Origin of the sequence: Paenibacillus anaericanus (genome assembly GCF_003994475.1) — a bacterium.
Taxonomy (GTDB): domain Bacteria; phylum Bacillota; class Bacilli; order Paenibacillales; family Paenibacillaceae; genus Fontibacillus; species Fontibacillus anaericanus.
On the sequence record NZ_RZNY01000001.1, the window covers coordinates 312,760 to 327,740 of the forward strand.

A 14,981-nucleotide genomic window follows, 5' to 3' on the forward strand; every position below is an offset into this window, starting at 1 on the left:
TACAACCAAATCTTCCCTCGCTTATAGGCGCGGTTTTTTCCACTCCTTGATAAATGACCAAACTCCCCTGGAGAATACCACTAAAGGAGCCAACAGCAAAGATCCTAAGAACCACATGGGAACTTCGGCGGATTGACTCTTGAAATAAATTGCAAAACCAATGGCATAAATCAGAAATAATACGGATCCAACTAAATAAATTTTCATCCCTTTTTCTAACTTCATAATCTAATCACTCATTTCTATCTATTTATTCTGCACCAATATATATCTTAACAAATATGAATGCGAATCATTACTTTGATTTCTTAATACTTCCTCTACCGTTCCTGTTTCTACTATTCGATAACCGCTGAAATGCTCCCTTAAATCTTCCTCGGAGAAAAAATGAGCATATTTCCCCTCTTTATATTCATAGGTTCCTGATTCTAACCGCCTACCTATCCCGTTATTAGGATCTCCATCAGAAAAGCTTGTAAAGTACATCACGCCTCCCTTTCGCAAATGCTCGTCACAGCACTGTATTAATCGATGGCGATCAGACATCAGAAATAAATGCAGCAGATCATAACAATAAATACCGTCATAGGTTTTGTCTATCTTTATGTCCAAGGCTGATCCTTCAATATAATGACAATCCGGGTCCCACTCTCTAGCCATCGCAATAGCATCTGGCGACAGTTCTACTGCCTCAACTTGAAAGTGAGGAGAGAACGCTTTGGAGTTCCGCCCATAACCTCCCCCTGGGATGAGCACGCTTTGAACACCATGCTTTTTGAATTTATCAATTGCATGATATGCAGTTGGACTTGGCTCTTTACCCCAGATCATGCCCTCCGCTTTGAATCTCTGATCCCAATACTCATTAACCATACCTGAACCACCTTAACTTTATATTAAGTTCAAATGTTGTATTTCCCCATACTATTTGAATATCCCCTAACCTTCAAGTTTTTTCGCCTACACCGCTAGCATTCATACAGAATTATAAAAGATCACTCCCTTGTGCTCTCTAAAACTGCTAGAATAGTAACATTGGTCAGTTTTGCAAACAAAATTTTTAGGGGGATTTTGAATACATCATGCGGTATATACATCAAGTGAAAAAGGGATGGAATAATTTATCCCCAAATATTAAATTATTCTTTTTAGCAAATGTTTTATTTCAAATCGGAGGCGGAATGTTCTCTGTCTTATATAATCTCTACATTCAAGACCTAGGTTACGGAGATACCATGAATGGTAGAGTCGTAGGTATTCAATCCTTTGCCACAGCGCTCATGTTCATTCCTGTCGGCCTTCTTGGAGATCGGACTAGTCGTAAGCGATTACTAATTATTGGTGCACTCTTTAGCGGTTTAGCCTTTATCGGTCGATCTTTTTTGATTTCAGAGCCCAGCCTTTTGACGCTAGCCGTCTGCTCTGGTTTATTTGCTTCCATATTTCAAGTATTGGCTATTCCATTTCTTGCTGAAAGTATCCCTGTCAAACAGAGACTACGGATATTCAGTTATTTTTCTTCTCTTGTTCTTGCGTCACAGGTATTAGGGAGTATGGGCGGCGGCATGTTGGCCGATCTCTTGCAAACATTCAGTATAAATCGTGTTTCGAGTTTGCAAATCGTTCTAGCCATTGGTGGGATCGCTACTTTAGCAGCATTCATTCCATTACTCTTCATTGTTGAAAAACCGCATGTAGTTCAATCTGAGGAGGAAGAGCAAACTCCTAACCCTATAGTTCAACCTGCTCAATCTGCTACAATCAGCTTGAAATCTGATTATAAAATGATTGCGCAGTTCGCAATCATTCAATTGATTATCGGAATCGGATCCGGGTTAGTTGTTCCCTACTTAAATCTATATTTCACCAACCGTTTCTCTGTATCCCTTAGTGCGGTGGGTATACTCATTTCACTTGGACAAATCATGACCATCATATCTATGTTAATCGGTCCTTCTTTAGCAGCAAAGGTTGGCCCTGTAAAGGCTGTAGTATGTTTTCAAATACTCTCACTTCCCTTCCTTTTATTAACTGGATTCACAAATATGTTCGCGATCGCTGCGGTGGGTTTCCTATTCCGACAAGCATTGATGAATGCAGCCAACCCTATTCAATCGACGGTTCTCATTGAGCGTGTATCTGATAAGAGTCGCGGAATAGCCAATTCCATCACTCAGACTGCGTTTATGCTGGGCTGGGCTTTCATGGGATCTATTCAATCTTACTTAGTCACTACGTACGGTCATTATTGGGGTTATGCAATCACCTTTAGTATAACAGGTGGTTTATATGTCACCGCAGCAGCCCTCTATTACTTCATGTTCCGCAAACCTCATCAACAAACTGCGACTGAATCTTTTTAATAAAAAAAGAGGGGGGTTATCACTCAGTTATATTTAACATAGCTGAGTGATAACCCCCATTTTATATTCACATAAATAATCCATGTTACATTTTTCGACAAACTAACATTCCGTGATTACTGTTACCCAGTATCGACGGTTCGCTGCAAGTTCTCAGATGCGCCTCAACCCACTGGTTATATTTCTCATCTGACAATTGATTAATCAGGATATTTTCCTCCCCAACGATGTATTTATTCAATATTGTCGTAGTGGTAATAAACTCTAACCTTCTAACATTATCTCTTCCAAACGATCTTCTTCACTATAATTATCGTAATAATTTACAACAACATTATTCATAGCCATGCCCCCTGTTGAAAGCATGTTATTCCTGAATTTGAAAACCCTCAATATGATTTGTCACGTTACTTACGACCCGGATTTCGATATCAGATCCACATGTTCAATATTGCGAATCGCCAAGTAAGCGACTAACGCACCAATACAAGCCAAGATGATCGGAACGATGATGATTTCATTGAGTGAGAAGCCACCATTGTTGGAACAAACCAATAGAACTATGATTATGGAAGCAACAAGTGTTGATACTGTTGATTGCTTTCGCAGCCCAAAATAGAGTGGTATCAAACTCATAAAACTAGCTGCAAGTCCACCCGTAACGAAGGAGGTTCCATGCTTTATGACCATTTCGAGTGTCAATGTGCCAGGTACGGCGTCTATAAATTGATCAAGTAAGAATATAGCGCAAGTGAGGAAGAGCACGGACAAAATAATAGCCATAAAAGTAAAGGTAATCACAATAAGCAATTTCGCAATGATTAGTTTCTTACGGTTAATTGGATACATAAACAGTACCGTGATCGACTGGCTTTTAAATTCGTCGATAATCAACTTAGATAACAGTACCCCGGCAAATATAATAAACGTTGCTCTCACCAATGTATCAATAATTACAAGTATATCCTCAAAAGTAGCAAGCTCAGGTATTTCAGCTCCTATCGAGCTTATATTAATAGCAGCAATTAAAACAAACATGCAAAGGTTAGCGATAAACGCCGCCCTAATGATTCCAGCAAAGCGGTATTTTTTCATTTCCAACTGGATCAGCTTAAGCATTTACCACACCTCCACCTAATAAGTTCATGAAATATTCCTCAAGTGAACTGTTCTTCTGATGAATAGAATCCACATCAATATCGTTCATAATCAGGGTCTTCGTAATTTGTTTCATTGGAATACTATTGTCATAAATTCGAATATACCGTTGATCGATGACACGAATATTCTCAATTCCTAGTTGCTGGGATAAAACATACGTTGCCTTATTACAGTCATTTGTATTGAACTCAATATAATCGGTGTTCTTCTCCCGAATCTGCTCCATGGAGACCTCTTCCAACAATACCCCATGATTAATTACTCCTATCGTGTCAGCCACCAACTCGATTTCCCCCAGAATGTGGCTTGAGACTAGCATCGTAATGCCATACTCTTTACTCAAGAGTTTGAACAACTCACGGATGTCTTTGATCCCGATTGGATCAAGTCCATTAATCGGTTCATCCAGTATGAGTAATTCTGGTTTTGTCGTAATTGCCCGGGCAATCCCGAGTCGCTGTTTCATACCGAGTGAGAAGTCCTTAACAGACTTGTTAGTAATATTTTGTAATTTCACAAGCTCGAGCGCATCATCTATTGCCTTTTTGTTATAGTAGCCCATGTATTCACAATGCAGTTCCAAATTTTCACGTGCTGTTAACTTATCGTAAAATATCGGGTATTCAATGATTGTCCCCATTCTCCCGAGTACATTGTAGGATGTTGGCGTTAATTTTTGACCAAACAACTCAATTTCGCCAGATGTTGGCTTCACCAAATTCGTGATCATTTTCATAATCGTAGTTTTACCCGCACCGTTCGGCCCAAGAAAACCATAAATTTCACCTTGTTTAATATTCATACTGACATTGGTTACAATGTCCTTCTCATCAAATACTTTTGTCAATTGATGAGTTCGTAGTACGTAAGCCATGTTTATATCTCCCTTCGCTTATCTCTCATGAATTCATTGTAATAAACGAAATGGTTTATTTTTCTTACTGAATTCTTACGTGTTTCTTAAGTAGGGTGGATGATTATACTAATAGTTCATTTTTCTTAAATAAAAAGAGAATACTGTTCTCTCATATGGCTTACTTGAAAGATGAATACTTCCCCCCATGGTCTCCACAAGTCTCTTAGCAATCGTTAAACCTAAGCCACTTCCCTGCACCGATTTGTTACGGGAATCATCTAAGGTGTACATCCGTTCAAACACGAGATTCTTATGGCTATCTTGGACACCCTTTCCACGATCCCATACTTCTACACAAACCATATCATGTTCCTCGCGGAGCCTCAGTCCTACTGTTTTTCCGTCTGCTCCATACCGAAGCGCATTCGAGATTAAATTGTTTAAAATACGGTTTATCGCATCCTCGTTACCAAGCGCATATATCGGAGAATCAGGAATATCAATATGTACTTCTAAGCCTTCGGCGGATAACATGTCGTAGAACTGTAGAATATTTATTCTACTCAGCTCACTCATATCTACACGAGTAATCGGAAACTCTGTATCGCCCGATTCTAACTTAGCTAAGTTAAAAAATGTATCGATCAACTGGATGGTTTGAGCTGTCTTCTGATGAACCTTAGAGAGCAATTCTTGGCGTTCTTCTGTATCCATATCCTGATGTAGAGACAATGCCTCCACATAGCCAAATACAACCGTTAATGGCGTTTTCAAATCATGTGAGATGTTAGATAACATTTTACGCATCATGATTTGTGATATGGTATTATCTGCACTCGACTTAAGGTTCATATCAAGCAGTGCATTGATCTTTGTCATTAACACCTGCAGCGCTGGATCGCTCGTAACGAACAGTAATTTCTCAGCTGTTCTGTCCGTCATAATAGCTTCAAGTCGTTCCGCAACCTTTTTCATTTGAGCGGTTCTTACTGTCTGCATCCTATATTGTAGAACAATGATGATAACCAGGATTACGATGATACAAAAAGCAAGCGTAATCATGTCAAACACCTTCCCACTTGTAGCCGATTCCCCATAATGTCTTAATGTAAACCGGGTTGGATGGATCATTCTCGATCTTCTCACGAAGGCGGCGAATATGTACGTTGATTACGTTCTCATCCCCCATGTAATCATCATTCCAGATAAATCCGTACAATTGAGATTTCGTAAACACACGATTGGGATTACTAGCAAACAATTTCAAAATCTCAAATTCCTTGGCGGTAAGCTTAAGTTCTTCCCCTTGTTTGTTGACCGAATAATTATCAAAATCCATCTTCAAATCACCTACAGTAGTGATCTTCTCCGTTTGCTGTTCTACCTGAGTATATGTAGTTGCTCTGCGGATCGCCGATTTAATGCGGGCAGAGAGTTCAATCATAGAGAATGGCTTAGCGATATAATCATCGGCACCGAAGCCGAGTCCAAGCGCTTTGTCCACATCACTATCTTTAGCCGACATAATCAGAATTGGAATAGCGCTGCGAGAGCGAATACTGCGGATCACTTCCATTCCATCCATCTTAGGCATCATTAGATCCACCAGGACGAGATCAAACGTCCCCTTTACAAAAGCATATATACCCTCCTCGCCATTGTAGGCTGCAGTAACAAGAAAGCCTTCCTTACTAAGCACCTTCTCTACCATCTCTACGATAGAAATATCATCTTCTATTAATAAAATGTGATGCATATTATTTATCCCATCCATTCCATCTAAATACTGTATAATTCTTGATAATATTATATTAGCATGATAAATAGGTTTTAATTCAATAAAAAAAGAAGCCTCACGGGCTTCTTTCTATACTAAATTAGCAATCGTATTTTTGCTAACAACTACTAAGGTCGCCGTTAAATGAACTTAAATGAAAGGTCACGACTTACTTCGCAAGTTTTGTAACCTTACCGTCTTGCCCAATTTGATATATTTTACCTGCGGCTGTCTTATATACAAAAGTGGTTCCCACTACGCCTATAAACTTATCACCTTCAGCAATGGTTGCTACTGTTTTCTTCCCAGTACCTTCACGGTTAATTTTTGTTAGAGTGGTAACTGATTTCTTTGATTTATTAACGATTGTTTCCTCAAAGAAGAACACTTTGTTCTGAAAAGCAATTGGAGTAACAGTCCCTTTTGAAGTAAAAGTCTTCAAGTTTTTACCATCGGCTTCTTGAAGATACCATTTCTGTGGAGTAACATCATATGTTTCTTCGGAGAAAAACAATGTACTACCAAATAATGCATACCCACCATCGCGAGGCGCCACAGATTTTTTAGATATAGCAGTTTTACCCGTACCATCTAGTTTCATTCGATACAGAATAGAGCCGTTCTCAGTATCTACATAGAATACATATCCTTTACCGACGGTATAAGACCAAAAGGAAAGACCAGAAAAAAGTACTTTTTCGCCTGTTCCATCGAGATTCATGCTACCAATTTGATTCTTATAGTCCTTATCATATCCACCAAAATATATAACCTGTCCTTCAACTGTAAAACTTGAATATGTACTTTCTTTTGTCACTTCAGTCAATTCAGAACCATCAACTTTAGCTTTAACAATTTGTCCCATTATCACGTCTGAATCCGGATTCTGCTTCAAGAAATAAACCCAATCACCAACTAAAATTGGAGAAAAAGCATCTTCTTGATATATCCGATTGGTTATATTTGTTTTTCCATCAACAATAGATAGATTGACACCTCTCGATGCTTTATCCGCGTAATCCCCCAACCATACTACCTTATTTTCCTTAACTGCTGCACTGGCTGGTAAGGCTCCTATTAATAGGGCTATGATCATAATTGTCGAAATCAATATCTTTCTCATGGAACACTCTCCTTTGGGTTGTTTTTACTAGGATCCCATATTAAGACATTCGACATAATTATACAATGCTAATTCTCATAATTTCTCCAGACTTGTCATAAGTAAACCCTGTTATTTCCTGCTCATCCCCACATCATTTCGTGCAATTCTAAAAAATAATGCCGCTTAAAGCAAACATAATATTCATTAAAAAGTGCAATAAAATCACAGGTAATAGCCCCTTAGATTTAATTGTCACCCCGCCCATTAACATGCCGAATAATGAAAATAGAACACACACAGACCAAGGAAACCCTAGACTATAATGGTAGAGTCCAAATCCTAAACTTGAAATCACGAGTCCCACTTGCTCCCCCAAGACACCTACCAATCGACCAAGTATGTATCCTCTCCACAATATCTCTTCTAATATTGAATTAATAAGTGCAAAACATACGGCATACATAACTAGTAATTGAAAGTTCACTGCTTTGAAATCAATCATAAAGCTAAAAGAGATTATAATAATACCTGCTCCAATTAATAGAAAGCGCCAAACAGGATCCTTCTTCCCCTTCCAAATAAACGGAAAATAAATATTATTTCTAAATGAGCCTACGGATATATACGATATATCTGATGACTGAAATCTACTCATAATATAAAAAGGTAAAACGAATAGGAGTAAACTAAATCTAGAGACAACGATTCCCCACTCACTATATTCAGTTGGAAATGAAGAAGTTATCATACCTCTAATTGGCTCTGATATTAAGTATCCAACCACATAGGTAATAGATAGTATGTATATATTCCTTGTTTTTGAATGAGTTTTCCAAAGTATCATGAGATTACTTAAAATCAGGAAACAAGCCAAGTACCACGGTAAAATCTGCACTAAAAGGATAGAAACAATGAAGAATATATTTGGCACTAAAGCGGATTTAGAAAATTTTAACATGGAATTCTTAAACTCCCCCAGATGTTTTTCTTACAATCATTCGTCACATCCCAACAAATCCCTCCTATTTCCTCGGAAATATTCGCCTATACCTTATCTTTAATTTCGCTAAGTTTCTAGCTTTTCAAATATATTATACGAATGATGATTGAATCCTTCTTGCCCTATCCATATAATTAAGGCAGTACATAGAGGTAAAATGTTCAATTAAAACATATTTTTAGGTAATGGTTGATTATAGATTGAGGGGGATATGCACGTTGTCTGATGATTTGTTTAGCGTGTTTCGAAGTAATGTTCGTAATTTAGATGATCTTACGCAGCGTAATTTGTACTATGCCTTACATCAACTTGTGTATTCTAATCTATTCTTCTTGCTTAATGACCATACTTTAGTAGAAGACGCTATTAATGAGGTCTTTATTAAAGCTATGCATCATGGTCCAAAGACCAGAGAAGATTCCAATATTAAAGCCTGGTTGAAACAAGTAGCAAGGAATACTGCTTTTGATATGTTGAGAAAAAATAAAAAATATCGGCAAGTATTGGATATTGAATCCGTTATAGATAATGAAGACAGTACCTTGTTAACAATCTCAACGGTTGAACCTATCGAGAAAATTGTTGAAGATATGAGTCGAAGTGCATCACTTATAGCGTGTTTAGAACAGCTTAAATGGGAATACCGTATAGTGTTATACCTGAAATATATCGAGGAGATGCCAAGTAAAGAAATAGCTCACTTACTCGGTATTAAGGAGCCTTTAATGAGTAAGCGTCTGAAACGTGCTAAGGCAAAACTAGCCGAATTATTCTTGAACGAATGGGGGGATGAAAGTTGAACCCAAACAACAAGGAATTGACCGAAGAACAGTTAGAACAATTTGCAAAATCAGCTGTTCAAGCCATCCATGCTCAAATTGACATCCCCGATCCGGATGAAGCTTGGAAGAAGATGCATGTCCAACTTCGAAAACGCAAACAACGTTCAAAATGGATAAGAGTCTCACAATTAGGAGTTGCTATAGCCTGCATTTCTGTCGTAATTGGTCTATTCTCAACAAACCCGAATCCAGCCTATGCTTTTAAGCAAATGGTTAGAATTGTTAAGGATACCCAAGAAGGTATCATTCATATCTTATTTGGTGGGGAGAAAGAGAGCCCGAGTAATCGTATGTTAACCCCGCCGCCGCCTGATATTGAAGGAGAGCCATTCGACGCGTCTCAACAAACTTCTGAGCCTGTCATATCCGTCCCCAAGCAAGTATCAATAGAAGAAGTGGCCGAAATTGCAGAATTTGCAGTATTAAGTCCCGATTGGTTTCCTGATGGATACCATCTTGACACAGTTGAGGTTTATCCCGACTTACAAGGAAATAATAGTATCGTAAGAATGGAATACCGCAACAGTACTTCTGAGTTAATCTCCTATATGCAGAGATCAATTAATGAATCCTCAAAGCAGACCAGCGTCAATGAATCTGTTGGCACTGTCAAGAGTGTACAGATTCATCAGGGAGAGGGATTTATCATTCTATATACCCAAGGTGGTGGGCGTATAGAATGGCTTTCTCCTGATGGATCCATCTTGCTACAAATATCGGGGAATTTGACCGAAGAAGAACTAATCAAGATGGCTAACTCCACAACAAAGGCAGAGGATCAATAATCCTCTGCCTTTGTTGATTTATGTAAGACTTAGTCGATTGCTACACTATCCGAAGTAAGCGTTCCTTCTTCCCTTAACCCGTTCTTAACTGTCCAGTGAGTTGTTTTAGTCCGATAATAATATCCCGTAGTAGCCGTTGTTTCCTGACTTGTAGTAATGAAGCTTGCATTAGATTTAGTAGAGTCGCTACCTGTATAGTAATTAACCCAATCGGATCCAGTCCATCTTTGTAAGACTACCTTCACACCTATTGTATTCACAGTTTGCTTAGCATTTGTTTCTCCAGAAATCAGTACCTTACCTGAGCTTTTTTTACTAACACTTCCAACTCCGCTCTCAAGGGAAACAAATGAGCTATTAAATATAGAATAGGGGCTAAACGTGATAGGAGGTGGCGTTGTGTGCATAGTAGTGCCACTCGCCGCTATAGGTACAGAGTTGAATAATGGAATGATCAAACCTATTAAAACAGAAATACCCAGCAACATGATCCCTTTCAAGTGAATCTTCTTATTTGTCATATAAATTCGCCTTCTCTCTTCTAATTTGTACTAACCCTCCATGCTCATTACACTTCCTACTACTCCTTTCTACATATAATTCATATGAAAATACCATACATATATAAATAACGACTTATTTCCCTAAAAATTGACTATACCGAGAAATTTGACGATAAATATTTTCCTATGAGTTCCCTATTCAGCGTAGATATCGCATTCCACAAATGGTAAAATCTCCTTATTGTTTTTTCACTTACTATTACTAGGCGAATAATAGGGAAACAAATTACTAGAAAGGAGATTATATCTTTCCCTGACCTAGAAGACGCATTGAGAGAACGATTTTATACCCAAATTGAGCTGATGGAGGGAAATTATTTGAAAAGGAACCTACTATTTCGGAAATTGTCAGTAATCACACTGGCATTGGGTTTGACCGTAGGGGTCATACCTGGAGTTACAGCGGCATCAAGTCATCCGCAGTTCAAACTCCCTAATCTGCAAAGGTCGACATCACTTGCTACTGAACTATCTTTTGAACCTATTATTTCACCAAAGATAGACACCAATTCTACAAAGAAAATCAGGGTCATTGTTCAGCTAGACGGCCAACCAACAGCAGTAGGTAAATATGCCTCAAGGATGGGTATGCGTTCCGCCTCGGCCTTTTCTGAAACAGCGGTTCAAAATGAACAAAATGAATTTCTTAATGAAGTTAAGGATCAAAAAATCGATCTACAAGTTAACTATACTTACAACACCGTGCTAAATGGGTTTGAGGTTACCATTCCTGCCAATGAAATTACCGATCTCGCTGCAATTCCAGGCGTGAAATCGATTCAGAAGAACAGTACATGGTATGCACTTCCGATTGAGCCTTCCGCGGATGAAAATTATGAGATTAATCCACTGAAACAGATCGGAGCCGATCAAGCATGGGCTAGAGGCCTCACCGGTGAAGGCCTGAAAGTTGGCGTTATTGATACAGGCATCGATTATAATCATCCAGATATTAAAGACGCATATGTAGGTGGATACGATTCATTTTATCAGGATAATGATCCTTCTGAAGAACCTCCGTTAACAATTGAAGAGGATATTAAATATAAAGTAGGGTTTGAGGGAACTTATCATGGAACCCACGTTGCGGGTACGATTATCGGTAGAGCCTCTAATACAGAAAGTGATATCGTACAAAAGGGCGTGGCCCCTGATGCTAAACTCTATGCTTATAAAGTGCTTGGTCGGGACGTAGAGAGACCAGATACCTCCACAGGAACGTCAGCACAAGTCATCGATGGGATTGAGCGTGCCGTCAAAGACGGTATGGACGTCATTAACCTCTCACTTGGCTCCGACTCCGAGAAGAACGTCAATTCTCCAGATTCTATAGCTATCAACAACGCCGTTCTATCCGGTGTCGTTGCCGTCGTTGCCAACGGAAATGCTGGGCCAGACTATTCCACTATGGGCTCCCCAGCCGGTGCTCAGCTAGCTATTGCAGTTGGGGCAGTAACCAGCGAGAGTACACACTACTCCGGAAAATTACTTCCTAATCTAGTGAATAATACATCTGTAACTACAGTTACTTATGACAGCTACGGTGATTTCAACCTAATGGGTTGGGAAACTTCACAAACTGATTTTGTAAATATACTGGGCACAACCCCCTTGGATGTAGTTTATGTAGGTCTTGGAGATACAACTGACTACACGGGTAAAGATGTTACAGGAAAAGTAGTCTTAGTATCACGTGGGAAACTCGCATTCGTTGATAAAATCTCAATCGCCAAAGATCATGGCGCCAAAGCAATCGTTATCTTTAACGGTAGAGCAGATGGTTCTGCCGCTGATTTGAGCGGATCAATCGCGAACCTCGACGGTCATATTAATGTTGACCTCAGTAATAGCTTCGATTATCTTCCTACCTTTGATTTAAAAGGTATCGAGGGACGTTCTTTGGCGAGGGCATTAAGGGAAAATCCTGATCAAACACTGCAATTCACTTTTCCTACCTCCTATCCATCCGAAATCGTTCCCGGTGATACTTTGGCTGACTTCTCTTCTTGGGGACCTAACGCGGATCTGAATATGAGTATAAAACCTGATTTTACAGCACCGGGCGTGAATATCCTTTCAACCTTTCCCGGATTTGGTTCGAACTCATATGAGCAAGCTTATCAACGTCTCAGCGGAACTAGTATGGCAGCTCCGCATGTAGCTGGGCTAGCTCTATTGTTGTTACAACAACACCCTGATTGGACACCATTTGATATTCGGGCAGCTCTGGCAAACACAGCTGACGTACTGACCGACCCAAATGATTACTTATATGATGTTTATCAACAAGGAGCTGGACGAGTCGATGTAGGAGAAGCCATTTTGACTCCTGCATTACTTCAAAGTGTTGAACCTATTACTATTCTTGATAAAAACTATAATTCAATAAATGTTATCAATTACAATTCATCAGCCAACTTTGGAATTGTTGCTCCAGGTTCAGGAAAACAAGAAAAGGAATTACTATTGAAGAACACTTCAAGTAACGATGTAGCTTATACAGCGGAAATTGAGTGGCATCAAGATCATGAAGGGATTGAAGCTACCTTAGATAACAGCACGATATCTGCCACTGGCGACCAAGCGACATCCTTCCATTTAAACCTCGATGTAACAACGGACGCTAACGAAAACTTCTACGAGGGTCAAATCAATTTGGAGAGCCCTGGACTACCGACTTTGCATTTACCTTTTGTAATTTATGTGGGTAGCGAACAACCAAGCAATGGTTTCGGCATTCAAGAAGTTCAATTAACGAATTCTATCGTTTATCCAAATCGTAATGTGCAGAATACCACAAATCTTACCTTCAAACTGACGGCTGAAGACACAAACTATATTGAAATTAATGTTGTCGATTTGAACGATGAAGTCATAGGCTTCTTCTATATTGCGACTACAGATGACTTTAATGGTCGTTTCGAACCTGGTGTATATGCTTTGAATGGAATTAGCGGTAGTTATCAGCCCTATTCTGAGTTAGATGAACCAACAATTGCACATCTCAAGGATGGCACTTATAAAATCAATATTTTTGCAGCACAATTGAATAATTCGGGTCAGATAGTCAAAGATGGAGCTCGCCCAATTCAATATGAGGCCTATACATCATATCGAATTAATAACTCCGTCAGCAGTGGTGGCAATAGTGGTGGCGGTAATAGCGGCGGTGGCAGTAGTATAACAACTCCTACTCCTACTTCTTCTCCAGCAACAACCGTCAACGCTGCAACAAACGCAATCATAGAACAAGGCTTCAAACAGCTTCCTATTGTTGCAAAGACTAGTTCAGTAAGCGGCGTTACCATTGCCACTATTTCCGATAATGATCTGAAGGCAGCATTAACCTCAGCTACAAGTTCACCGGCAGCAATCATTATAGGCTTACCATCCAATAGCAACGTTGAGACTTCAAAACTCTCTTTAACCGCTGAGCAAATCAAACTGCTCCAGACCTTTGATCCACAAAGTACGATCGTATTTAGTTTTGCTGGTTCTGCCGTTTCCTTCCCTGTCTCTCTATTGACTAAGGCCCCGGCGAGTAACAATCTCGAAATTGTCATTTCAAAGTCTAAAGATCTTAAGTCACACTTTGATGATAAAACCCTTGGTGGAACACTCATTGGGGAGCCTGTTTCTTTTGAGGCTAATTGGGTATCCACATCAGGTAGTCAACCTATCGAAGTACCTAACCATACCTTCATTAAGAGATCTTTCTCCGTGCCTGGTAATATTGAACCTAATACGGCTGGTGTATTGTACGAAGAAAATGGCATGGTAAGACCCGTATCCTCACTCTTCAAGACACAAACAGATGGAACAACCCTCGTAGTTGTTAACCGTCCAGGGTTTTCCGTATACACAGCTGCGAGTCGTACTATCAATTTCAATGACATCGCTTCTTCTTGGGCTGCTTCCGATATCACGGCTCTCGCGAAGAAATTTATAATTGAGGGCACTTCAGCAACCACATTCTCGCCTCAAGCAAACTTAACACGAGCTGAGTTCACCTCACTACTGGTAAGATCACTTGGTCTACAAGGAACTGCTAATACTCAGTTTACAGATATCAAAGCATCAGACTGGTTTGCTAGCGACGTAGCAGCAGCCTATGAAACTGGATTGATTCAAGGTACGGGTAACAATAAATTTTCACCGAATGCCAAGGTCACCCGTCAAGAATTGACTGTTATTCTAGCTAGAGCTCTTAAATTGACAGGTGTACAACTCAAAGCTTCTATTCCATCCTTTACTGCTTATGCCGACGAGGCAAAAATCGCTGGATACGCTAAGGAAAGTGTTAACACTCTATCTGCTGCAGGCCTCATTTCAGGGGAGACGGTTGACGGTGGTTCATATTTCCGCCCAGATATAGCCACAACTCGTGAAACTGTAGCCGCTGCTCTCCATCAATTGTTACGTAGTGCTAAACTAATCGATTGAAATGACTATGTAACATAAAGTTATTCTAAGTACGACCAAATCCCCTCACCTTAAGGCTACGGCTTTAGAGGTGAGGGATTTTTTTC

General features: G+C 39.6%; 13 protein-coding genes. 4 read left to right on the top strand and 9 right to left on the bottom strand.

The features are described from left to right. Positions 1 to 21: 21 nt before the first annotated feature. Both EJP82_RS01605 and EJP82_RS01610 read right to left on the bottom strand, forming a co-directional pair. On the bottom strand, positions 22 to 225 hold the full coding sequence (locus tag EJP82_RS01605; protein WP_127190254.1) for a hypothetical protein: 204 nt from the start codon (positions 223 to 225) through the stop codon (positions 22 to 24). Between the two features lie 21 nt (positions 226 to 246). After that, complete coding sequence (locus EJP82_RS01610) at positions 247 to 873, bottom strand: class I SAM-dependent methyltransferase (RefSeq protein ID WP_127190255.1); 627 nt, start codon at positions 871 to 873, stop codon at positions 247 to 249. A gap of 209 nt (positions 874 to 1,082) precedes the next feature. Here EJP82_RS01610 and EJP82_RS01615 point away from each other — a divergent pair, with 209 nt between their 5' ends. Beyond that, the gene (locus tag EJP82_RS01615) at positions 1,083 to 2,363 is read left to right on the top strand and encodes an MFS transporter (protein ID WP_127190256.1); all 1,281 of its coding nucleotides are present in this window, start codon (positions 1,083 to 1,085) and stop codon (positions 2,361 to 2,363) included. Positions 2,364 to 2,774: 411 nt separating this feature from the next. On the opposite strand, the gene EJP82_RS01620 is transcribed toward EJP82_RS01615, so the two are convergent. The 6 genes from EJP82_RS01620 to EJP82_RS01645 form a co-directional block, all read right to left on the bottom strand. Continuing rightward, positions 2,775 to 3,482 (bottom strand): ABC transporter permease, encoded by a 708-nt coding sequence (locus tag EJP82_RS01620; protein WP_127190257.1) that lies wholly within the window; start codon positions 3,480 to 3,482, stop codon positions 2,775 to 2,777. Beyond that, entirely contained in the window at positions 3,475 to 4,398 is a 924-nt protein-coding gene (locus EJP82_RS01625; RefSeq protein WP_127190258.1) for an ABC transporter ATP-binding protein, read from the bottom strand. The genes EJP82_RS01620 and EJP82_RS01625 overlap by 8 nt, the downstream gene beginning before the upstream one ends. A 108-nt stretch (positions 4,399 to 4,506) precedes the next feature. After that, the gene (locus EJP82_RS01630) at positions 4,507 to 5,442 is read right to left on the bottom strand and encodes a sensor histidine kinase (RefSeq protein ID WP_127190259.1); all 936 of its coding nucleotides are present in this window, start codon (positions 5,440 to 5,442) and stop codon (positions 4,507 to 4,509) included. Position 5,443: 1 nt separating this feature from the next. After that, complete coding sequence (locus EJP82_RS01635; RefSeq protein WP_127190260.1) at positions 5,444 to 6,136, bottom strand: response regulator transcription factor; 693 nt, start codon at positions 6,134 to 6,136, stop codon at positions 5,444 to 5,446. A gap of 190 nt (positions 6,137 to 6,326) precedes the next feature. Beyond that, positions 6,327 to 7,280, bottom strand: a complete 954-nt coding sequence (locus tag EJP82_RS01640; RefSeq protein WP_127190261.1) for a DUF5050 domain-containing protein — start codon at positions 7,278 to 7,280, stop codon at positions 6,327 to 6,329. Positions 7,281 to 7,428: 148 nt separating this feature from the next. Further along, entirely contained in the window at positions 7,429 to 8,220 is a 792-nt protein-coding gene (locus EJP82_RS01645) for a CPBP family intramembrane glutamic endopeptidase (protein WP_127190262.1), read from the bottom strand. A gap of 260 nt (positions 8,221 to 8,480) precedes the next feature. On the opposite strand from EJP82_RS01645, the gene EJP82_RS01650 reads away from it, so the two are divergent. Continuing rightward, positions 8,481 to 9,062 carry an RNA polymerase sigma factor gene (locus tag EJP82_RS01650; protein ID WP_170220105.1) on the top strand — a complete coding sequence of 194 codons (582 nt, stop codon included), beginning with the start codon at positions 8,481 to 8,483 and terminating at the stop codon, positions 9,060 to 9,062. Then, complete coding sequence (locus EJP82_RS01655; RefSeq protein WP_127190264.1) at positions 9,059 to 9,889, top strand: DUF4367 domain-containing protein; 831 nt, start codon at positions 9,059 to 9,061, stop codon at positions 9,887 to 9,889. Before EJP82_RS01650 ends, EJP82_RS01655 begins: the two co-directional genes overlap by 4 nt. Positions 9,890 to 9,918: 29 nt before the next feature. On the opposite strand, the gene EJP82_RS01660 is transcribed toward EJP82_RS01655, so the two are convergent. Continuing rightward, on the bottom strand, positions 9,919 to 10,410 hold the full coding sequence (locus EJP82_RS01660; protein ID WP_127190265.1) for a DUF6147 family protein: 492 nt from the start codon (positions 10,408 to 10,410) through the stop codon (positions 9,919 to 9,921). A 360-nt stretch (positions 10,411 to 10,770) separates the two neighbouring features. Between EJP82_RS01660 and EJP82_RS01665 the strand changes: the two genes are divergently transcribed. Beyond that, complete coding sequence (locus EJP82_RS01665; protein ID WP_127190266.1) at positions 10,771 to 14,895, top strand: S8 family serine peptidase; 4,125 nt, start codon at positions 10,771 to 10,773, stop codon at positions 14,893 to 14,895. The last annotated feature ends 86 nt before the right edge of the window (positions 14,896 to 14,981 follow it).

Excerpts from the sequence above, each read along its gene's own strand:
- EJP82_RS01620 (WP_127190257.1), bottom strand. The coding sequence starts at position 3,482 with ATGCTTAAGCTGATCCAGTTGGAAATGAAAAAATACCGCTTTGCTGGA.
- EJP82_RS01640 (WP_127190261.1), bottom strand. The coding sequence starts at position 7,280 with ATGAGAAAGATATTGATTTCGACAATTATGATCATAGCCCTATTAATA.
- EJP82_RS01635 (WP_127190260.1), bottom strand. The coding sequence starts at position 6,136 with ATGCATCACATTTTATTAATAGAAGATGATATTTCTATCGTAGAGATG.
- EJP82_RS01610 (WP_127190255.1), bottom strand. The coding sequence starts at position 873 with ATGGTTAATGAGTATTGGGATCAGAGATTCAAAGCGGAGGGCATGATC.
- EJP82_RS01660 (WP_127190265.1), bottom strand. The coding sequence starts at position 10,410 with ATGACAAATAAGAAGATTCACTTGAAAGGGATCATGTTGCTGGGTATT.
- EJP82_RS01630 (WP_127190259.1), bottom strand. The coding sequence starts at position 5,442 with ATGATTACGCTTGCTTTTTGTATCATCGTAATCCTGGTTATCATCATT.
- EJP82_RS01615 (WP_127190256.1), top strand. The coding sequence starts at position 1,083 with ATGCGGTATATACATCAAGTGAAAAAGGGATGGAATAATTTATCCCCA.
- EJP82_RS01605 (WP_127190254.1), bottom strand. The coding sequence starts at position 225 with ATGAAGTTAGAAAAAGGGATGAAAATTTATTTAGTTGGATCCGTATTA.
- EJP82_RS01645 (WP_127190262.1), bottom strand. The coding sequence starts at position 8,220 with ATGTTAAAATTTTCTAAATCCGCTTTAGTGCCAAATATATTCTTCATT.
- EJP82_RS01625 (WP_127190258.1), bottom strand. The coding sequence starts at position 4,398 with ATGGCTTACGTACTACGAACTCATCAATTGACAAAAGTATTTGATGAG.